Annotated in this window: 20 protein-coding genes; 9 read left to right on the top strand and 11 right to left on the bottom strand. The window is 68.5% G+C overall.

The annotated features are described in order from the left end of the window. Positions 1-6 precede the first annotated feature (6 nt). The 3 genes from ABZ004_RS23725 to xylB all read left to right on the top strand — a co-directional run bounded on the left by ABZ004_RS23725 (position 7) and on the right by xylB (position 3,955). Positions 7-1,461, top strand: a complete 1,455-nt coding sequence (locus tag ABZ004_RS23725) for a mannitol dehydrogenase family protein (protein ID WP_355682816.1) — start codon at positions 7-9, stop codon at positions 1,459-1,461. A gap of 90 nt (positions 1,462-1,551) precedes the next feature. Next, entirely contained in the window at positions 1,552-2,529 is a 978-nt protein-coding gene (locus ABZ004_RS23720) for a sugar-binding domain-containing protein (protein ID WP_355682814.1), read from the top strand. Between the two features lie 4 nt (positions 2,530-2,533). Next, entirely contained in the window at positions 2,534-3,955 is a 1,422-nt protein-coding gene (xylB, locus tag ABZ004_RS23715) for a xylulokinase (protein WP_355682812.1), read from the top strand. A gap of 129 nt (positions 3,956-4,084) precedes the next feature. Here xylB and ABZ004_RS23710 read toward each other — a convergent pair whose 3' ends face one another. Then, positions 4,085-5,269 carry a serine hydrolase domain-containing protein gene (locus tag ABZ004_RS23710; RefSeq protein ID WP_355682810.1) on the bottom strand — a complete coding sequence of 395 codons (1,185 nt, stop codon included), beginning with the start codon at positions 5,267-5,269 and terminating at the stop codon, positions 4,085-4,087. Between the two features lie 164 nt (positions 5,270-5,433). On the opposite strand from ABZ004_RS23710, the gene ABZ004_RS23705 reads away from it, so the two are divergent. Beyond that, on the top strand, positions 5,434-5,883 hold the full coding sequence (locus ABZ004_RS23705) for a DUF3592 domain-containing protein (RefSeq protein WP_355682808.1): 450 nt from the start codon (positions 5,434-5,436) through the stop codon (positions 5,881-5,883). Here ABZ004_RS23705 and ABZ004_RS23700 read toward each other — a convergent pair. From ABZ004_RS23700 to ABZ004_RS23680, 5 genes are all read right to left on the bottom strand, one after another. After that, entirely contained in the window at positions 5,873-6,547 is a 675-nt protein-coding gene (locus tag ABZ004_RS23700) for a trypsin-like peptidase domain-containing protein (RefSeq protein WP_355682806.1), read from the bottom strand. The two genes, ABZ004_RS23705 and ABZ004_RS23700, sit on opposite strands and share 11 nt — an antisense overlap. 403 nt (positions 6,548-6,950) lie before the next feature. Further along, positions 6,951-7,898: a VWA domain-containing protein gene (locus ABZ004_RS23695; RefSeq protein WP_355682804.1), complete on the bottom strand. Its 948-nt coding sequence runs from the start codon at positions 7,896-7,898 to the stop codon at positions 6,951-6,953. After that, positions 7,895-8,779: a DUF58 domain-containing protein gene (locus ABZ004_RS23690; protein ID WP_355682802.1), complete on the bottom strand. Its 885-nt coding sequence runs from the start codon at positions 8,777-8,779 to the stop codon at positions 7,895-7,897. Before ABZ004_RS23690 ends, ABZ004_RS23695 begins: the two co-directional genes overlap by 4 nt. Positions 8,780-9,029: 250 nt before the next feature. Then, on the bottom strand, positions 9,030-10,028 hold the full coding sequence (locus tag ABZ004_RS23685; protein ID WP_355682800.1) for a MoxR family ATPase: 999 nt from the start codon (positions 10,026-10,028) through the stop codon (positions 9,030-9,032). Next, a complete protein-coding gene (locus ABZ004_RS23680; protein WP_355682798.1) occupies positions 10,025-10,435 on the bottom strand; it encodes a hypothetical protein in 411 nt (136 codons plus the stop codon). Before ABZ004_RS23680 ends, ABZ004_RS23685 begins: the two co-directional genes overlap by 4 nt. Before the next feature lie 127 nt (positions 10,436-10,562). Here ABZ004_RS23680 and ABZ004_RS23675 point away from each other — a divergent pair, with 127 nt between their 5' ends. Continuing rightward, positions 10,563-11,255: a response regulator transcription factor gene (locus tag ABZ004_RS23675; RefSeq protein ID WP_355682796.1), complete on the top strand. Its 693-nt coding sequence runs from the start codon at positions 10,563-10,565 to the stop codon at positions 11,253-11,255. Beyond that, a complete protein-coding gene (locus ABZ004_RS23670; protein WP_355682794.1) occupies positions 11,252-12,502 on the top strand; it encodes a HAMP domain-containing sensor histidine kinase in 1,251 nt (416 codons plus the stop codon). Before ABZ004_RS23675 ends, ABZ004_RS23670 begins: the two co-directional genes overlap by 4 nt. Before the next feature lie 37 nt (positions 12,503-12,539). On the opposite strand, the gene ABZ004_RS23665 is transcribed toward ABZ004_RS23670, so the two are convergent. Beyond that, positions 12,540-12,893 (bottom strand): hypothetical protein, encoded by a 354-nt coding sequence (locus ABZ004_RS23665; protein WP_355682792.1) that lies wholly within the window; start codon positions 12,891-12,893, stop codon positions 12,540-12,542. After that, positions 12,890-13,642: a sulfite exporter TauE/SafE family protein gene (locus tag ABZ004_RS23660; RefSeq protein WP_355682791.1), complete on the bottom strand. Its 753-nt coding sequence runs from the start codon at positions 13,640-13,642 to the stop codon at positions 12,890-12,892. The genes ABZ004_RS23665 and ABZ004_RS23660 overlap by 4 nt, the downstream gene beginning before the upstream one ends. 83 nt (positions 13,643-13,725) lie before the next feature. Here ABZ004_RS23660 and ABZ004_RS23655 point away from each other — a divergent pair, with 83 nt between their 5' ends. Both ABZ004_RS23655 and ABZ004_RS23650 read left to right on the top strand, forming a co-directional pair. Continuing rightward, positions 13,726-14,622, top strand: coding sequence for a LysR family transcriptional regulator (locus ABZ004_RS23655; RefSeq protein ID WP_355682789.1), 897 nt, complete (start codon positions 13,726-13,728; stop codon positions 14,620-14,622). A gap of 9 nt (positions 14,623-14,631) precedes the next feature. Then, on the top strand, positions 14,632-15,096 hold the full coding sequence (locus ABZ004_RS23650; RefSeq protein ID WP_355682787.1) for a YkvA family protein: 465 nt from the start codon (positions 14,632-14,634) through the stop codon (positions 15,094-15,096). A 51-nt stretch (positions 15,097-15,147) separates the two neighbouring features. Here ABZ004_RS23650 and ABZ004_RS23645 read toward each other — a convergent pair whose 3' ends face one another. Both ABZ004_RS23645 and ABZ004_RS23640 read right to left on the bottom strand, forming a co-directional pair. Next, positions 15,148-15,909 (bottom strand): class I SAM-dependent methyltransferase, encoded by a 762-nt coding sequence (locus tag ABZ004_RS23645; protein ID WP_355682786.1) that lies wholly within the window; start codon positions 15,907-15,909, stop codon positions 15,148-15,150. A gap of 17 nt (positions 15,910-15,926) precedes the next feature. Then, positions 15,927-16,925, bottom strand: a complete 999-nt coding sequence (locus ABZ004_RS23640) for a serine/threonine-protein kinase (RefSeq protein WP_355682784.1) — start codon at positions 16,923-16,925, stop codon at positions 15,927-15,929. Between the two features lie 63 nt (positions 16,926-16,988). Here ABZ004_RS23640 and ABZ004_RS23635 point away from each other — a divergent pair, with 63 nt between their 5' ends. Beyond that, positions 16,989-17,528, top strand: coding sequence for an RNA polymerase sigma factor (locus tag ABZ004_RS23635; protein WP_355682782.1), 540 nt, complete (start codon positions 16,989-16,991; stop codon positions 17,526-17,528). Here ABZ004_RS23635 and ABZ004_RS23630 read toward each other — a convergent pair. Next, on the bottom strand, positions 17,515-18,906 hold the full coding sequence (locus ABZ004_RS23630) for a S28 family serine protease (protein WP_355682780.1): 1,392 nt from the start codon (positions 18,904-18,906) through the stop codon (positions 17,515-17,517). The genes ABZ004_RS23635 and ABZ004_RS23630 overlap by 14 nt on opposite strands. Between the last annotated feature and the right edge of the window lie 14 nt (positions 18,907-18,920).

Genomic DNA, 18,920 nt, shown 5'->3' with positions numbered 1-18,920 from the left:
GGAACGGTGACATTAGGTGCCCTCGGCAACGAGATCGGCGTACCGCAGTACGACCGTACGGCGGTCCGCACCGGCATCGTGCACTTCGGGGTCGGCGGGTTCCATCGGGCTCATCAGGCGATGTACCTCGATCGCCTGATGAACGACGGCAAGGCACTCGACTGGGGCATCTGCGGGATCGGCGTGCTGCCCCAGGACCGCCGGATGGCCGACGTGCTGGAGGCGCAGGACGGTCTCTACACGCTGGTGGTGAAGTACCCGGACGGCACCTTGGAGCCGCGGGTGATCGGGTCGATCGTCGACTACCTCTTCGCACCGGACAACGCTGAAGCGGTGCTCTCCCGGATGGCCGATCCGGCGACCCGGATCGTTTCGCTGACGATCACCGAGGGCGGCTACCACGTGAACCAGGTGACCGGGGAGCTCGATGCCTCGGACCCTGGGCTCACCGCCGATCTCGCGCCGGGTGCGACGCCGGTCAGTGTGTTCGGCTTCGTGATCGAGGCGCTGGCGCGCCGGCGTACGGCGGGGATCAAGCCCTTCACGGTGATGTCGTGCGACAACATCCCGGGCAACGGGCACGTGGCTCGCAAGATGCTGACGTCGTTCGCCCGGCTGAAGGATCCGGAGCTGGCGGACTGGATCGAGCGCGAGGTGCGCTTCCCGAACTCGATGGTGGACCGGATCACCCCGGTCACCACCGACGCGGACCGGGTGGCGCTGGCGGAGCGGTTCGGGGTCGACGACGGGTGGCCGGTGGTCTGCGAGCCGTTCACCCAGTGGGTGCTCGAGGACGATTTCGGAGGCGAGCGCCCGCCGTACGAGGATGTCGGTGTGCAGCTGGTGGCCGATGTCGAGCCGTACGAGCTGATGAAGCTGCGGTTGCTGAACGCGAGTCATCAGGCGCTCTGCTACCTCGGGTATCTGGCCGGGTATCGGTATGCGCACGAGGTGTGCCAGGACAAGCTCTTCGTCGACTTCCTGCTCGGCTACATGGAGCACGAGGGCGCGCCGACGTTGCCGCCGGTGCCTGGCGTCGACCTCGGCGGGTACCAGCGGGAGCTGATCGAGCGGTTCGCCAATCCGGAGGTCCGCGACACACTGGCGCGGCTCTGCGCGGAATCGTCCGACCGGATCCCGAAATGGCTGGTGCCGGTCATCCGCGAGCAACTCGCGGCCGGGCGGGAGATCAAGCGGTCCGCGCTGGTGGTGGCGGCCTGGGCCCGGTACGCCGAGGGCACCGACGAGCGGGGTGAGCCGATCGAGGTGGTCGACCGGTTGCGCGACAAGCTGGTCGAACGCGCCCAGCACAACCGTGACGACCCGCTGCTCTTCGTATCCGACCGGGACCTGTTCGGTGACCTGGTCGACGACGAGCGGTTCGTCCAGGCGTACACGGCGTCGTTGTCCGCACTGTACGAGCGGGGAGCGCGAGCGACCCTGGAAGAGCTGGCTGGATGACGGTTGTTTGACAGAACGGGGCTACCGGTCGCGCCGAACCCCTGAACCGGTTACGGTGCCGCACGGAGACGGATTGGGGGCAGGGCGACGGTGAACACGCGGGGACAGCTGCTCGGCGAGGGAGACGAGGACGACGAGCTACTGGCGGACGTCGCTCGTCGCTACTACCTGGACAACACGTCCAAGGTGGACATCGCCAAGGACCTGAACCTGAGCCGGTTCAAGATCGCCCGGCTGCTCGAGGACGCACGGGCCCGCGGGATCGTCCAGATCCAGATCAAGAGCCCGAGCCCGATCGACCGGGCCCTGGCCGATGAGCTGGCCTCGGCGCTCGGCGTGCCACGCTGCGTGGTCACCCACACGTCGGGATCGCCGGAACAGGTCCGGGATCAGGTGGCGGAGGCGGCGGCGCGGACCGTGGCGCCGCTGGTGCACGACGGTGACCTGCTCGGGCTGACCTGGAGCCGGGCGGTCGACGCGATGGTCGATCACTTCGACGCGTTGCCCGCGTGCACGGTCATCCAGATGGCCGGTTCGCTGCACTCGCCGGCCGGTGGTGGGAGCACGATGGATCTGGCGCGGCGGGCGGCAGCTCTGGCAGGCGGGACCGCGCACGCCGTACACGCTCCGCTTGTGGTGGATGACATCGCGGCGGTGGCTGCGCTGCGGCGGCAGCCGGGGATAGCCGACACGTTGGCGCTGGCGGACGGGCTGGACATCTCGGTGGTCGCGATCGGGGCATGGCGGGCCGGGTGTTCCACGGTCTGGGACGCGGTCTCGGAGGAACTGCGGGACGAGGGGCTGGCCGGCGGTGCAATTGCTGAGATCAGCGGGCATCTCCTGGACCAGGACGGCAGACTGGTCGAGTCACCGTTGGAGCAGATGATCATCGCGGTGTCGATTGACCAGTTGCGCCGGCCGGCCGAGCGGGTAGCGCTGGCCGCCGGCGCGCACCGTGCTCCGGCGGTGATCGCCGCGGTGCGGGCCGGTCTGGTCAGCACCCTGGTGACCACCACCGACCTTGCCCGCGAAGTACTACGGCAGCTCGCCGCCCTCGAGAGGACCTGAGTAGATGACTGAACCATCGTTGGTCGCTGGTGTGGACTGCTCCACCCAGGCGACCAAGGTCGTGGTGTGCGACGCGGCCACCGGGGAGGTGCTCCGCGAAGGCCGGGCGCCGCATCCCGATGCCACCCAGGTCGATCCGGCGGAGTGGTTCCGGGCCTGGGAGATCGCCTCGGACGGGCTGCTCGACGGCGTCTCGGCGATCTCGGTCGGTGGGCAGCAGCACGGGATGGTGCTGCTTTCTGCCGACGGCGAGGTCGTTCACCCGGCGGTGTTGTGGAACGACACTTCGTCAGCCGATGCGACCGCCGAGCTGGTCTCGGAGTTGGGCGGGGTCGAGGCTTGGGCCGCGGCGGTGGGGTCCGTGCCGGTGCCCTCGTTCACGGTCACCAAACTGCGGTGGGTCCGTTCGGCGGCGCCCGATGCGGCTGCCCGGGCCGAAGCGGTGGCGCTGCCGCATGACTGGCTGACGCACAAACTGGCCGCTGATCGTTCCGGTATCTCGGACCTGACGACCGACCGCGGTGATGCGTCCGGTACCGGGTGGTGGTCGCCGATCACCAACTCCTACCGGCCTGACCTGGTCTCTATGGCCTTCGGTCGATCGCTGACCTTGCCGCGGGTTGCGGGTCCTGCCGAGGTCGTTGGTCAGACTGCTTCGGGAGCAGCTTTGGCCGCCGGGACGGGTGACAACATGGCTGCCGCGCTGGGGCTGGACCTCCAGCCGGGCGATGTCGCGGTCTCGCTGGGAACTTCCGGTACGGCGTTCGCTCGGAGCGACTCGCCTACCGCCGACCCGAGCGGCTTCGTCGCCGGCTTCGCCGATGCGACCGGTGGTTATTTGCCTTTGGTGTGCACCTTGAACGCTGCCCGGGTGATGTCTGCGACGGCTCAGTTGCTCGGAATGGACCTGGCTGCTCTGGACGAGGCGGCATTGTCGTCGCCGGGCAGCGGTGGGCTCGTGATGCTTCCTTATCTGGACGGCGAGCGCACGCCCGATCTGCCGCACTCGACCGGGTTGATCTACGGCCTGACCCGGGCGACCGCGCAGCCCGCGACGATGGCTCGCGCCGCCGTCGAAGGAATGCTCTGCGGCCTGGCCGACGCGGTCGATGCCTTGCGCGCCCAGGGTCTCCCGGTCGAACGGGTGCTCTTGCTCGGCGGGGCTGCCCGCTCCCGCGCAGTACAGGCTCTCGCTCCGGCCCTGCTCGGTGCACCTGTCGTCCTGCCCGAGCCGGCCGAATACGTCGCCCTCGGCGCCGCCCGCCAAGCAGCCTGGGCCGTCTCCGGCACCCTTCCCACCTGGGAAGCCACCGTCAGCAAGCCCGAGTCCTCGATCATGACCGACCCCGAAGCCACCAGAGTCCGCGAACTCTACGCCTCCGTCCTCTCCGGCACCCGTCCCCTCCTGGCAGCCCCCAGACCCTGACCTGCGCTCCACCCGCCATGGGCGAACCCACAGTTCCAGGGGTTATCCCCTGAAACTGTGGGTTGCCTGCGTGCATACCGGGACCCAACCCACACTTTGAGGGGATAACCCCCGGAACTGCGGGTTCGGTCAGTGGCAGATGGCGGTGTCGACTAGGTCTTCCACGTCGGTGGCTAGGGGGAGGGTGGTGGGGAGGGTGGTGACGGCGACGGTGGCCTGGCGGCCGTCGGTGGTGATGGCGTTGCGGGTCTCGTAGCCCGGTGCGTCGCCGCCGTGGCTCCAGGCGAAGCCGCCGCAACTCAGCTTGAAGGTCTGGATACCGAGCCCGTACTGCGCGTCGCCGCGAGGGCCAGCGTCGGGCGCAGCGACCGTGGTCAGCATCTGCTCGAGTTGCGCGGGCTTGAGGAGCTTGCCACCGATCAATCCGCCGAAGAACTTGTTCAGGTCGCTCGGCGTCGAGATCAACGCTCCGGCGGCCCACCCCATCGACGGCTCCTGCTCGGTCACATCGACCAGCGGTTTGCCTGGCTCGGTCATCCAGTAGCCCTCAGCGTGACGCTCGCGGATCGTCTGGTCGCCGGTAGCCGGCCAGTACGTGTGCCGCAGGCCGATCCGGTTGATCACCCGCTTGGTGATCTCCTCGCCGATCGGGCGTCCGGTCACCTTCTGTACGAGCAGACCGGCGACGATGTAGTTGGTGTTGCTGTAGCTCCATTGGGTGCCGGGAGCTGATTCCGCCCCATGAGCCAACGCCAGATCGAGGAGTTCCCGTGGCTCGAAGTACCTGTGCTGGTTGGGAAGGTAGTCGGCGGCCACGTCCTGGTCGTAGTCGGGCAGGCCGCTGGTGTGCTGCAGTAGCTGGCGGACGGTGATGTTGTGGCCGTCGATGCCGTTGCCGCGAACCAGGCCCGGCAGGTAGTTCTCGATCGGCTTGTCCAGCTCGATCTTGCCCTCCCCGGCCAGTTGCAGCACCACTGTGGCGACGAAAGTCTTGGTATTGCTGGCGATTCTGACCTGTCCGTCGACCGGCACCTTCCTGCGCGTCTCGAGGTCGGCGACACCGGCGGTGTAGTTGTGGGTCCGGCCGTCACGATCCCGTACGGCGGCCAGGACGCCGGGGAACTTGTCGTCGTTGACGAGTCGGTCCAGGCCCTGCTGTACGACGTCCGGCGTGATGTGGTTGCTCTCAGCAACCGCTGGGGTGGAGGTGGTGACCAGGCCGGCCGCGAGCAGGCTCACTGTTGCGGCCGCGGCGAGGGCGGCAGTTCGGCGAAGCCGCGGAGTACGGCTGGACTTGTTGTATTTGAAGGGCATGACGGCACTCTCTGATGGGACGGAAAGCTGACTCCAACAGCTTGTTTCGAATGCGCGGCCCAAACGATCCCGCTACCTACAGAACCAAGGGTGGTGCTAGCTGTATCCCGGGCGGAAGGAACCGCGTGTCGGTGGGACGCGTCGATGGGGGACAAGCTGGAAGGATGCGTGGGGTGGAGCGGGCAGGTAGTCGGCAGAAGAAGCGTGGGCGACTGACGTTTCGATTCGACCTGGAATCGGTGATGTGTCTGGTCGCGGCTGTCGTGATGGCGGCGGTCGGGACCTTCATGCTGCGGGATCTGTACTGGCTCGACCGGCGCGGCGAGGTGGTGACCGCGACGGTGCTGGCCGAGAGCTCGGGCAAGAATCCATCCATCACCGTGCGGTATGTCACGCGGGCTGGGCAGACCATCGAGAACGACACCTCGAACTACTTCGAGGCCACGGTGGGTGGGACGATCGACGTCCTGTACGACCGGGAGGATCCGTACCGGATGCAGGCTGCGGACTACGGGACCGATCCTTGGCTGCTGGTCGGCATCTTTGGTGCGGTGACGCTATTTTTCTTGGGCTTCGGTGTCGTGGGGCTTTGGCCGGAGCGGGTCAGTCGATGAGGGATTTGACGATGGTGGTCATCCGGTCGACGGGGATCGCGAAGCCGATGCCGATGTTGCCCGAGCGGGAGCTGGAGCCGAGGGTGGCGATGGCGGTGTTGACCCCGACGACCTGACCGGCGGCGTTAACCAGCGGGCCGCCGGAGTTGCCGGGGTTGATGGCGGCGTCGGTCTGGATCGCGGTCTGCTGGTTGCCGCTGTCACCGAAGCGGGCCTGGCGGTTGACGGCGCTGACGATGCCGGCCGTCACCGTTCCTTCCAGTCCGAGCGGTGAGCCGACCGCGAGCACCGGGTCGCCGACGCGGAGTTGCGAGGACCGGCCGAGCGTGAGCGGGCGCAGACTCGAGGCGTCGCCGCGGACCTGGAGTACGGCGAGGTCGTTGTTCGTGTCGACGCCGACGATGCTCGCGTCGACGGTTCGCCCGGTGGACAGCACCAGCGACACCTCATCGGCTCCTTCCACGACGTGGGCGTTCGTGACCACATGTCCTTGCTGGTCGATCGCGAAGCCTGAGCCGGTCGCGCGCCCGGCCCGCACCGAGACGACACCGGGCAGCACGCTCGCCGCAGCCGCCGAGATCGACCCCTGCGCCGCACCCGGAGGAGCCCCCACCTGCTCCACCGGTGCCCCGACTTGATCAGCCGAGAACACCCCACCGCTCACAGCCCCAGCCAACCCACCCGCCACCACCGACAACGCAAGCCCGGCAACCAACCCCCACCCGGTACGCCGTACCGGAGCGCCCGTCGACCGCCCAGCGTCACCAGGCGCCCCTGCGGGATGGTGCGCGGTCGACTGCCCCGGGAAGCCGAGGGGGTCCGTCACCCCGGCCTGAGGTGCCGCGGCCGGAGAGGGGGGAGCCGGCTGGGCGGAGGCCGGGGTGACGGGGACTGGGGTAACCGGGGTGGGGTGGGCGGGACTGCGGTTAGCGAGGTCGGGGTTGATGGGCGTGGGGTTGACCGGGGTAAAAGGTTGACTGGGTTCAGGGTTTGGGGGTGGGCTGGGTTGGTAGTGCGGGCCGCGGAAGGGGTGGCCTAGGTGGGGGCTCATGGGGGCTCCAGGTGGTTCAGGGGAGGCGGGAGAACCAGAGCAGGGAGGCGAGTCCGGCTAGGAGGGCCACGGCTAGGGCGATCCCGGCGACGAGGTTGGTGATCTCGCGCTCCTCGGTGGTCCAGCCGATCGAGGACTGCAGGTCGGAGTACACATCGCGCAGCTGCTCGTCGCTCTCCGCGGAGTAGAAGGACCCGGAGGTGGCATCGGCCAACCCCTGCAGGGACTTGGTGTCGGCGGGCACCGGGACTGACCGGCCCTCGATGTTCACGGTGCCTTCCGGCGTACCGTAGGCAATCGTCGAGACCGGTACGCCGGCAGCCTTCGCCGCCGCGGCCGCTTCGTCGATCGGCCGCCCGGCGGTGTTGCCGCCGTCGGACAGCAGCACGATCCGCGTCGGTGGCGGGTCGGTCGCCGCATCGGCGTCGAGCGAGCGAACGGCCTGCAGGCTGGTCATCACGGCCTCGCCGATAGCGGTGCTGTCGGACAGTTCGAGCCCGTTGATCGCGTCGACGGCCGCCTGATGATTCGTACTCGGCGCCGCCACCACATTCGCAGTACGGGCGAACGACACCAGACCCACATTGAACTGCCCGGGAAGGTTCTCGACGAACTCGGTCGCGGCCTTCTTCGCCACCTCGAACCGGTTCGGTGCGACGTCGGTGGCGGCCATCGAGTTCGAGATATCCATCGCGACCACGACGGTGGCTCGCTCGCGCGGCACCTTCACGTCGGCGACCGGTTTCGCGATCGCGATCGTCAGCACGACCATCGCGGCCAGGAACGCCAGCGCCGGTGCGTGCCGCCGCCAACCTGGACGGTTCGGCGCGACCTTCTCCAGCATCGGCAGAGTCGCGAACCGTACGGCGTAACGGCTGCGGCGGCGTTGTGCGATCAGGTAGGCGACGACCAGCGCCGCGACGACCAGCAGCAGCCAGAGCCACAGCGGTTGTTCGAATCTCATCGGATCCCCGTCCTTGCTCGAGGTGCCCGGCGGGTGTTCGCCCGGCGCCGGGCGGTGGCGAAGGCCGCGATGTCGCGGACCCAGTCGGTGTCGGTGCGGAGTACGAGGTGCGCGGCGCCGGCGGCACGGATCGCGGCGGCGGTCTGCGCGCGCTTCTCGGTCATCGCGGCGGCGTACCGTGCGCGGAGTTTGCGGTTCGCGGTCTGGATCTCGCGGCGACGGCCGGTCTCCGGGTCGACAAGCGTCAGCAGGCCGACCTCGGGGAGCTCCAGTTCGCGCGGGTCGAGAACCTCCACCGCGATCACCTCGTGGCGGGCGGCGAGTCTTCTGAGTGGGTCGGCCCAGTCGGCGTGGTCCTGGTGGAAGTCCGAGACGACGACTCGCAGGCCGGGGCGGGGATGCTCGCGGTTGAGGCGGACGATCGCGTGGCCGAGTTCGGTCGGTGATTGCTCACCGGGAGTTGCTCTGGGCAACGACAGCAGGACTCTGATCGTACGTCGGAGTGCTGCGACTCCGCCGGCGTCCGGGATCCGGGTGAGGTGGTTGCCGACAGCAACTCGTACGCCGAGCCGGTTGCCGGGGCGGTCCGCGAGCAGGCCGACTGCGCCGACGACCGCCACGGCGAGGTCGCGCTTCTCGCTGCGCGCCGTACCGAAGTCCATGCTTGCGGAGGCGTCGACCAGGGCCCAGGTCTCCAGTTCGCGTTCTGCCAGGGTTGCGCGGACGTGCGGTTCGAGCGAGCGGGCGGTGACGTGCCAGTCCATCCGCCGGACGTCGTCCTGCCCGACTTGATAAGGCCGCGCCTCATTCGGCTCACTCCCCGGCCCACTCCGCAGCCCCGTGATGTCCCCCTGCAAGAACCCGTCAAGCCTCCGCCTCACCGACAACTCCAACGACCGCAACACCTTCTCCCGCCCCGCCAGAAGATCGGGGGAGAGAGGGGCTGGCGCCGCCCCCGGATGCCGCCTCCGGCGCCCGAGCCCACCCCGCTCGCTCACGCTGCACCCGCTCGCGCCGAACCCGCTCGTCCCGCACCCGAGCGCACCACGTCAGCTCGTGCTGCACCCGCTCGTGCCGATCCGGTTCCTGCGTGCCTGCCGCCCAGGGCGCATCCGCACGCGTTGTGCTCGATCATGCGGCGGAACCGCTTAGCGTTGCGCCGGGGGTGTCGTCGGCGGGGACTACGTGGGGTTGGTCTATGGCTTGGAGGATTCGGGAGATTACGGCTCGGGGGTCTACTCCGTCGGCTAGGGCGTCGAAGGTGAGGACGAGGCGGTGGGCCATGACGTCGTGGGCTACGTCGTACACGTCGACCGGGAGGACGTAGTCGCGGCCGCGGAGGAGGGCTAGGGCGCGGCCGGCTGCTACCAGGCCGAGGGTGGCTCTGGGGCTCACGCCGAACTCCAGTACGCCGGCGAGGTCGGTGATGCCGTACTGCTGCGGCACCCGGGTCGCATGTACGAGGCGTACGACGTACTCGGCGACCGCGTTGTGGACGAAGACGTCTTCCGTTGCCTCCTGCAACTGCTTGACCGATTCGGGAGTCAGTACGGCGTTCGCATGCGGGCGATGTGAGCTCATCCGCTGCAGGATCGTGAGTTCCTCCAGCGGCGTCGGGTAGTCGACGGTGATCTTCAGCAGGAACCGGTCGCGCTGCGCTTCGGGGAGCGCGTAGACGCCTTCGGACTCGATCGGGTTCTGCGTCGCCAGCACCAGGAACGGTTCGGGGAGTGGGTAGCTCGTTCCGCCGATGGAGACCTGCTGCTCGGCCATCGCCTCCAGCAGCGCCGACTGAACCTTCGCCGGGGCGCGGTTGATCTCGTCGACGAGGACCAGGTTGGCGAAGATCGGGCCGAGTTCGGTGTCGAAACCTTCCGCCGACGGACGCCAGATCCGGGTGCCGACGATGTCGCCGGGGACCAGGTCGGGGGTGAACTGCAGGCGGGCGAACCGGCCGCCGATCACCTCCGCGAGAGTCCGGACGGCGAGCGTTTTCGCTACTCCCGGAACGCCTTCCAGCAGACAGTGCCCGCGGGCCAGCAGGCCGACCATCATCCGCTCGACCAGCTGGTCCTGCCCGACGACGACCCGCTTCACCTCGAACAGCGCCCGCTCCAGCACAGCCGTCATGCCTGCCCCTGCACGTCGCCCTGGCTCTGCTCCGGCGTCGTCGGCCGGCTCTGCTCCGGTGTCGACGGCTGACTCTGCGACGGGTTGCTCTGCTCCGGTGTCGACGGCTGACTCTGCGACGGGTTGCCCTGCTGCGGTGTGCTCTGCGGCGGGTTGCCCTGCGACGGGTTGCCCTTCTTGTCCGGGCAGTCGCGACCGTTCCGCTGGGTGTTTCCGTCGCTGTTTCCGTTTCCGTCAGCCTGTTGCGGTCCGGTGCCTGGCGACGGGGTGGTGGCGTCGTTCTCGATGGTGACGTAGCCGTGGTCGGGGACCGGGTCGTTGCCTGCGGCGTACGCGAAACCACCCACGCCGAGCGCGGCCGCGACGACCGCGGTACCGAGCAGAAGACGTTTTCCGCTGGAGTTCATCGGTGCTCCTTCGATCGGTTGCAGGTTCACAGACCATCAACAGGCCCCGAAAACGACCGGAAAGCAGAACGAAAGTCCGCCGAAAGAACACCCCTGCACCTGCAGAGGCGCCCGCTACCTTTGGGACGTGCGACTACTCGTGGTGGAGGACGAAGAAGGTCTGGTCAGCGCCCTGCGCTCGGGACTCGGCCGGGCCGGCTATGCGGTGGACACCGCCCTGACCGGCGCCGAGGCGGTCGAGAAGCTGGCGACCACGGCGTACGACCTGGCGATCCTGGACATCACGCTGCCGGACACCAGCGGGCTCGACCTGTGCCGTGCGGTCCGGCGGAGTGAGATCGAGGTGGCGTCCGGGCGCGAGTTGCGGGTGCTGATGCTGACAGCGAGGGCGTCGCTCGCCGATCGGGTGCGTGGGCTCGACGAAGGGGCGGACGACTACCTGACCAAGCCGTTCGCGCTGGTCGAGTTGCTGGCCCGGATCCGCGCGCTGCTCCGGCGCGACGTGACCAACGGGACCACCCAGTTGCACGTCGGCGACCTGGTCCTGGACAGCGCCCGGCACCAGGCGACGCGAGCCGGCCGAGAGTTGCCGCTGACCCTGAAGGAGTTCGGCGTACTGCGTTATCTCATGTCGCGACCGGGTCATGTCGTCTCCGCCGAGGAGTTGCTCGAACATGTCTGGGACGAGAACGCCGACCCCTTCACCCAAAGCGTGCGAGTCACCGTCGGCACGCTGCGGCGCAAGCTGACCCTCGAAGGCGAAGAGCCCTTGCTGGAAACGGTGATCGGCCGCGGCTACCGACTCAGAGGCGACACATGAAGCGACCACCTTGGACCCAGACGATCCGGTTCCGGCTGACCGTCACGTACTCCGCGGTCCTGATCGCCCTGTCCGCGTTGCTGCTCGGCGGCCTGTATTTCACCCTGGCGGCGATCCTCGACCCCAAGCCGCTCGACCCGATCACCGTCAACAAGGTCTACAAAGATGCCAACGGCAACCTTCATCCCAAGCCCGGCTACGTCATCCAGGCCGCGGAGCTGTCCAGCATCACCTCGGCGGTGAATTACCAGACCCTGCAGACGCTGCGGAACTACTCGGCGGCCGGGATGGGTGTCCTCTTCATCCTCAGCCTCGGCACCGGCTGGTGGCTGTCGGGCCGGGCGCTCAGACCCGTACGCCGGATCACGGCGACCGCGCAGGACATCTCGGCTACCGACCTGTCCCGCCGGATCGCACTCGAAGGGCCCAAGGACGAGCTCCGCAACCTGGCAGACACCGTCGACGACATGCTCGAGCGGCTGGAGTCCGCGTTCGTGGCGCAGCGGCAGCTCGTCGACGACGCCTCGCACGAGCTCCGCAATCCGCTCGCGGTGATCCAGGCGAACGTGGACGCCGTACTGGCGCACGACGACACGACACCCGCCGACCGGGCGCAGGCGACCGCGATCGTCGCCCGCGCGATCCAGCGGATGACCCGGCTGGTCGAGGACCTCCTCGCGTCCGCCCGCCGGTCGTCACCGGCGTTCGTGGACGCGGACGTCGACCTGGCCGCGATCGCCGGCGAGGCCGCCGAGGAGTACTCGCTGATCGCTGCGGACCGTGAACTAAGGCTTGTACGACGTCTTGCACCCGGCCCGATCGCCGCCGGTGACGCGCAGGCTCTTCGCCGGGCGGTCGACAACCTGCTCTCCAACGCGGTCCGGCTGGCGCGCGGCGGCAGCGAACTCGTGCTCGCGGTCGGCAGCCGCTCGGGCTGGGCCTGGATCGCCGTGCGCGACGAAGGGCCCGGGATCGCGGCGGAAGACGCGGACCGGGTATTCGACAGGTTCTTCCGGTCCGGCCAACGCCAGCCTCCGTCGACGGTCCCGTCCACCGGGCAACGCCGCGCGGGACTCGGCCTGGCCATCGTCCGCCAGATCGTGGAATCCCACGGCGGCACCGTCGCCCTGCACTCCGAACTCGGCATCGGCAGCACCTTCATCCTCTGGCTCCCCGAACGCTCCCTCACCAAGACCCCGCGCAGCCCGACCCCACCCGACGAGGACCCGCTGGGCCCCCGCCCGTAACTTCAAGCGGCGGGCGCGTCGCCGCGTAGCGACAAGATCAGCTGAGGATTTGTGAGACGGGGGCCGGGCCGAGGTCTTGTTCGGCGTGGCGGTTGACCCAGTCGTCCAGATCTTCGGCCGCTTCATGGGGGTTGGCGAGCAGATGGGTGCGCCACGAAGTTGCGACCTCGGCAGTTGGAGTCAGCAACGTGGCGATCTCAGGCCAGGGGATGTTGTCGGCTTGGGCTGCCAGTACGGCGGTCGTAAGCAGGCGGTGGGCTGCCTGGAGGATCTGCGCGGCTTGAGCGACGGCTTCCGGCGTACTGCGGTCTGTTGGTACTGCGGCGCCCGCGAGTTCGGCCAGCTCGCAAGCCTCGTAGGACAAGGCGATGCGGGCGACGGCCGGGTTCATCCGGCCGCCTTGACGAAGTAGACGGCCGTCATCGCGATCGCCAGCGTCAGCACGAGCGCACGGAGTACGGACGGAGGAAGGCGACGGGCGACAACCGCGCCGCCGAAGCCGCCGACCACCGCGCCCACGACGAGTGACGCGAGCATCAGCGGGCGATCCGCGACGTCGGAGGCGAGCAGGAAGATCGCCGCGGCGGCGCAGTAGATGGCGGCGAGCTGGGCGACCCTGGGTGGGTTGCCGGCAGCGGGATCGAGACCGAGGCCGATGCTCCAGAAGGCGACCATCAGGATGCCGACCGCGCCGCCGAAGTACCCGCCGTACAAGGCGAGTACGAACTGCCCGCCGAGGATCGTGGGCTGACTGAGTACGCCGGTCTTCAGCAAGGAAGCGATCCGGCGGCCGAAGACCAGGACGAGCGTGGCGAATGCGAGCAGCCAGGGAACCAGGCGGTCGAAGGAGTCCGAGGGGAGCGCGAGCAGCAGTACTGCGCCGAGGCCGCCTCCGACGACGCTGGTCACGGTGAGGGAGCGGGTCGAGGTCCCGGCGAGCGGCTGGAGTTCGCGGCGATAGACCCAGAGACTCGCGAATGCGCCCGGCAGTAGAGCGACCGTCGTGGCGGCGTTGGCCGTGACGGGCGCGAGGCCGGCCGCCACCAGGACCGGGAACGCGATGAAGCTGCCACCGCCTCCGACCGAGTTCAGCGCGCCGGACACCAGGCCGGCGAGCAGAACGATCAGGAGGTGGGCCACATCTTCGAGGATCAGGGTCTGCCGCCGGGTTCACAATGCGCGATTGACGCAGTCAGCCTTAGTCCAAGCCTTAGGCTGAAGGTATGCACTATGACCTGGACGACCTGAGACTCTTCGTTCATGTCGTGGCAGAGGGGTCGATCACGGCCGGTGCTACGCTCATGCACCTGAGTCTGCCTTCGGCGAGCGCGCGGGTCAGGGCGCTCGAGACGCAGGCCGGCGTACAGCTGCTGATCCGTGAACGACGCGGGGTCCGCCCGACGCCGGCCGGTACGACATTGGCTCGTCATGCGCGCGAAGTGCTCGCGACCACCGCACAACTCGACAGCGCCGTCGCGAGCTACACCGCGGCGCGAGCGAGGCCGTTGGTGATCGTGGCGGGGACGTCGGGGCTGCACCGCGTCGTACCGGAGGCTCTGGCGACGTTCCTGCGCGAGTATCCGGAGTACGACGTGTCGGTGTCCGAGCAGCGCACACCGCAGAGCCTCCGGATACTTGCCGAGGGCAACGCAGATCTCGGCGTGGTCGTCGACGAGCAACCGACCGATCTCCTCACCGAGTTCCTGACCGATGACTCGCTCGTCGTGATCGGTCCGGCCGACGGCATCCTGCAGGACCGGACGGCGATGACGTACGCCGAGGCGGCCGAGCACCCGATGATCGGCCTGCACCCGTCGACCGCCTTGCGCCGCTGGATCGACAAGGCGCAGGGCCCGCACGCCCCGGTCCCGCGCTACCGGACCCTCGCGCCCGACCTGCACACCGTCATCGCTCTGGCCGCAGCCGGCGCCGGCCTCGCGATCGTCCCCCGACGTACCGTCGACCCGACCGCACCGCTGACGGGCCGGCAGCTCGTCTTCCGCCCGCTCCGCGACCAGTGGGCCACGCGCCACCACCTGCTCTGCTACTCCAGCCGCCGCCCCAACGCCGCGGTCAAGGCACTCGCCCACCACCTGCACCTGGCCGCCAACCCCGACTAGAGTCGGACAATGGTGGTATTCGGTGGCCTGCTGGCCGTGATCGGACTGGTGACGCTGGTCTTCCGCGACAGCGATGTCGTCGGGGTGTCGCCGGTCGGCCTCGGCGTCGTCCTGCTGGTGCTGGGCGCCGCGATGGCCGGACTGGGCGTCGTACGCCGAAAGGTCGGCCGCCGTCGGCGGGCCGCGCGTGGTGAGCCGGAGCCGGTAGGCAACGTCATCGAGCGTGCCCAGGCGCTGCCCCGGTTGATCAGGGCCGCGCGAACCGGCGCCTACCCGGGACTCCCCAAGAGGCGGCTCGCGCTCTGGGGATTCGCCCTGCTCTACCTGATCTCGCCGATCGACATCCTCCCGGACCTGCTGCCGATCATCGGCATCGCCGACGACGCCGGTGTGGCCGCCTGGCTGTTCACCAGTGTGTCGACGGCAGCAGGCCTTTATCTAAGGCATGAAAGAGACCGCCCGAAGCAGCTTTAAAGCGGCCGCCAGGCTTAGAGCGGCCGCCAGGCTTGAGAGCGGCCGCCAGGCTTAGAGCGGTCGGCGGGCGATCGCCAGCAGTGAGCCGCCGGCCGGAAAGTTGATCCCAGCCCGGATCAGCGCGCTCTCCAGCCTCATCACGGCGTAGCAGGCCTTGTTGATCGGCGCTGCCATGTCGAGTTCCTCCTCGACATTCCCCGCGTCCTTCTTGAGCAACCGGGAAGCCATCATCGCGGGCAGTAACAACGAGACGAACGAGGCGATCCGGACCACCTCGAAGCCGGCAGCGGTGATCTCCGACCGCAACTCCTTCTTTGTGTACCGCTTGACGTGATGCGCAGCGACGTCCGCCTCGCTCCACAGCCACTTGTGCTGCGGCACCGTGATCAGCAGACCGCCACCCGGCTTGACCGCCCGGAACATCCCGGCCAGTACTTCGGGCGCCGGCTCGATGTGCTCGATCACGTCGAACGCGCCGACCACGTCGAACTCCGCGTCGTACGGGACCTGGGTGGCATCCATCTGCCGGAGCTCGACGCCCTCCGGCATCCGGATCCGGGCCTTGTCGAGGCCCTCCTCGAACAGTTCGGTCCCGACCAGCCGCCAGTCCGGGTGAATCTGCCGCACCCGGTCGACCACATAGCCGGTACCGCAGCCAAGCTCGAGGAACGATTCAGCGGCCGGGAACTGCTTGTCCAGGGCCCAGTTGATCAGGTCGCTGCGGCCTTTGAACCAGAAACTGGCCGCCTCGAGCTGAAAAAGCTGATCGAAATGTCGCGGGTCGTAACCGCCGGTCGGACCTGCCGAAGTCATCGCCCGAGCATAGGAGGTCATCGCCCGGAAAGAAACCAGCCGCCCACGCCGGCCAGGATCAAGAGAACGGGCAACATCAGCAACACCGGCCAATTCCGCCGCCGATTCGCGACCGTAGTGCCTTCTTTCTCCCCGGAAGCGGCAGCGGCTGCCGTCACCGGCGGCTCCGGGGTCTCCTGCTCGACCCGATAGGCCTCCGCCTCGAGCCGTTCGGCCAGCGAATCGGCTCGTTGCCAGCGTTCGTCCACCCGGTACGCGAGCGTCCGGGCGAGAATCGCGTCGATGTCGCCCACCGAGTCGCCGAGCCACGGGCGCAGGCTGGGCGGGTCGGCATCGGGGTCGCGGGCGAGCACGTCGGTGATCGACGACGCGACGTACGGCGGTCGCCCGGTCAGCAGCGCGTAGGTGACCGCGCCGATCGCGTAGACGTCGGCCCGCTCGTCGAAGCCGCCCGACTCGCGGCCTTGCTCCGGCGCCATGTACGACGGGGTGCCGACCGCCTGGGTCAGCCCGGAGGCCTCCGCGACGCGTTTGGCGAGCCCGAGATCGGCCAGCACGATCCGGTGGGTTCCGCCGCCGGTCGAGTCCGCCCGGGTCGGCCTGAGCAGCAGGTTCGCCGGAGTGATGTCCCGATGGACGACGCCCTCCTCATGCAGGGCCGCCACCGCTCGCGCCAGGTCCGCGCCCCACCAGAGCGCGTCCGCGGCGTTCAGCGGCCCACGCTTGATGATCTCGGCCAGCGTCCCGCCACCGATGTGGTCCATCACGAAGTACGGCCGGCCATCGGGCAGCTGTCCGAGGTCGAACACCCGGACCACCCGGTCGCTGGCGATCCGGCGCATCATCCGCGCCTCGGCCAGGAACCGCTCGCGGACGTCGGTCCGCGACGCCCAGTTCTCGGCCAGCACCTTGACCGCCACGTCGATGTCGAGGTCGTCGTCGTACCCGCGCCAGACCGTGGCGAAAGCACCCGCGCCGATCTTCGACTGCAAACGGTAGCGTCCGATGACATCCATTCCGGCTATTGTCGGTGACGGAACGGATCAAGGCGAACACCGGGCCGGAGACGCTGGGGGGCAATGAACGACGAACTGGAAGAGTTGGCGGTCAGGGCGTCGCACGGTGACGAGCCCGCGCTCGCCGAGATCCTGCAACTGGTCCGGCCGCAGGTGCAGCGCCGGGTGGCCAAGTTCCTGCCGCACCGCGAGGACGCCGAAGAGGCCGTCCAGGACACGCTGATGACCGTGGCCACCAAGATTCACACCTTCAAGGGCAGTGGCACCTTCGCCGGCTGGCTGACCGTGGTCGCCACCAACTGCGCCCGGCAGACCTACCGATCGCTCAAGCGCCGCAGCGTGGAGCAGTCCGCCGAGGTGCTGCCCGAGTCGGTCGACCCGCGGACCACCTCGGTGATCGCCGGCTCTCGCCTCGACCTGCTGGAAGCCCTCGAAGCACTCGAGTCGAACCATCCGCAGCTGGTCCAGCCGCTCGTACTACGGGATCTCGGCGCCATGACCTACGCGGAGATCGCCGCCGAACTCGCCGTCCCGCTCGGCACCGTGAAGGCCCGCATCCACCAGGCCCGCAAACAAGTCGCCGAACACCTCACCGTCCGCTGAGCCGCTGGGCCCCTGGGTCAACAGTTCGTGTCTTTGCTGAAGTGTTCACCGGCACTCCCATCCACGTCTGCAGGATCCCGGTCGCCTCGACCCGCTGGGCGGTCGGCAGCGCGCCGATGCTGGACCCGTGGTTCCCGCCCGGAACCGTGTACCAATGCGAGTCCCTCGTCCCAGCCCCCGGCTCGAACTTCTCCGCACTCCAAGGATCGTTCTCCCCATAAACGAACAGCATCCGCCGCCCAGCCGTCTTCAGCCAATGATCGATGTCCGCCATTGCATACGGCTCGTGCTTCGGCTCGATCGCATCCGGTACGGCGGCCGGCGCGTCACCGGCCTCGCGATAATGCAGCAATCCCTTCAGCCACGTGGTTTTGCTCGCCACATCCGGCCAGTTGAGCTGCTGCGTCGCCTGGAAGTAGTACGGCAGGAAGTCAGCCGTGCCCTCGTCGGAGTAGAACGACCAACCCGCGATCCGGTCGATGAAGTCGAACAATTGCTGGTCGGTCGCAGTCGCCGATCCGGGCACCAACGGGCAACTCGCCTGCGTGCTGTACTGCCAGAAGGCGAACGGCGTATCCAGCACAGCGGCCTCCAGCGCGCGATCCGCCGAGCCGAAGGTGTCCTCATAGGTGAGCCCATGCTCCGCGGCGTACGCGGTCAGCTTCGCGACCATCGCAGGCCTGCGCAGCAAGGTGTTCCGCTGCAGGTTCCGGAGCGCCAGATTGCACTCCGGATCGGTGCCAGCGTTCTGGATGAAGCTGACGTAGCTGTCGTGCCGGTTGTCCACGTCCTGCGGAGCCACATAGGCGACCGTCGCGTCGACATCGTTCGGGTAGAACCGACGGTGATAGACCGACGTCATCCCGCCCTTACTCGCCCCGGTGGCGACCCACTTGCCGGCGTACAAGGCCTTCTTGAAGGCTTGAACTATGCGGTGATGGTCGCTCGCCGCCTGCCAGATGTTCAGCTTCGACCAGGCCGGTCCGGCGGGGGTCGAGGTGTTGAAGAAGCGTTCCTCGACGTTGAGTTGGTTGCCGTCGACAAGTCTGGTCGGTTCGGAGGTGAACGCGCCGCCGACACCGCCGTACCCGGTGGTGTGCAGCACCGTCGGCCGGTCGAAACCGCGGTGCCACAACGTCACCCGCTGCTCGAACTTCGGCCCGTTCGGCTTCAGCTGATCAGCCGGCTGCGTGTACTGCAGCACGAAGAACGGCTTCCCGTTGATCACCGTGCTGCTCTCGATCCGCAACCCCGGAATGGTGGCCAGCTTCGCCGCCACATCATCGGCAGCCCGTACGCCGGGCGCGGCTGCCGCGGGGGCGAGCGTCGGTGCCGCGACAGCGAGCAGGGTGACCAGGACCAGCTTGATCAGGCGCATTCGAACAGCTCCTC

It is taken from the genome of Kribbella sp. NPDC006257, from assembly GCF_040613535.1.
Lineage (GTDB): Bacteria > Actinomycetota > Actinomycetes > Propionibacteriales > Kribbellaceae > Kribbella.
Note: the sequence above shows the minus strand (reverse complement) of the source record. Positions and strands in the feature narration are given on the sequence as shown.

Excerpts from the sequence above, each read along its gene's own strand:
- xylB (WP_355682812.1), top strand. The coding sequence starts at position 2,534 with ATGACTGAACCATCGTTGGTCGCTGGTGTGGACTGCTCCACCCAGGCG.
- ABZ004_RS23710 (WP_355682810.1), bottom strand. The coding sequence starts at position 5,269 with ATGCCCTTCAAATACAACAAGTCCAGCCGTACTCCGCGGCTTCGCCGA.
- ABZ004_RS23705 (WP_355682808.1), top strand. The coding sequence starts at position 5,434 with ATGCGTGGGGTGGAGCGGGCAGGTAGTCGGCAGAAGAAGCGTGGGCGA.
- ABZ004_RS23695 (WP_355682804.1), bottom strand. The coding sequence starts at position 7,898 with ATGAGATTCGAACAACCGCTGTGGCTCTGGCTGCTGCTGGTCGTCGCG.
- ABZ004_RS23685 (WP_355682800.1), bottom strand. The coding sequence starts at position 10,028 with ATGACGGCTGTGCTGGAGCGGGCGCTGTTCGAGGTGAAGCGGGTCGTC.
- ABZ004_RS23680 (WP_355682798.1), bottom strand. The coding sequence starts at position 10,435 with ATGAACTCCAGCGGAAAACGTCTTCTGCTCGGTACCGCGGTCGTCGCG.
- ABZ004_RS23670 (WP_355682794.1), top strand. The coding sequence starts at position 11,252 with ATGAAGCGACCACCTTGGACCCAGACGATCCGGTTCCGGCTGACCGTC.
- ABZ004_RS23665 (WP_355682792.1), bottom strand. The coding sequence starts at position 12,893 with ATGAACCCGGCCGTCGCCCGCATCGCCTTGTCCTACGAGGCTTGCGAG.
- ABZ004_RS23655 (WP_355682789.1), top strand. The coding sequence starts at position 13,726 with ATGCACTATGACCTGGACGACCTGAGACTCTTCGTTCATGTCGTGGCA.
- ABZ004_RS23650 (WP_355682787.1), top strand. The coding sequence starts at position 14,632 with ATGGTGGTATTCGGTGGCCTGCTGGCCGTGATCGGACTGGTGACGCTG.
- ABZ004_RS23645 (WP_355682786.1), bottom strand. The coding sequence starts at position 15,909 with ATGACTTCGGCAGGTCCGACCGGCGGTTACGACCCGCGACATTTCGAT.
- ABZ004_RS23640 (WP_355682784.1), bottom strand. The coding sequence starts at position 16,925 with ATGGATGTCATCGGACGCTACCGTTTGCAGTCGAAGATCGGCGCGGGT.
- ABZ004_RS23635 (WP_355682782.1), top strand. The coding sequence starts at position 16,989 with ATGAACGACGAACTGGAAGAGTTGGCGGTCAGGGCGTCGCACGGTGAC.
- ABZ004_RS23630 (WP_355682780.1), bottom strand. The coding sequence starts at position 18,906 with ATGCGCCTGATCAAGCTGGTCCTGGTCACCCTGCTCGCTGTCGCGGCA.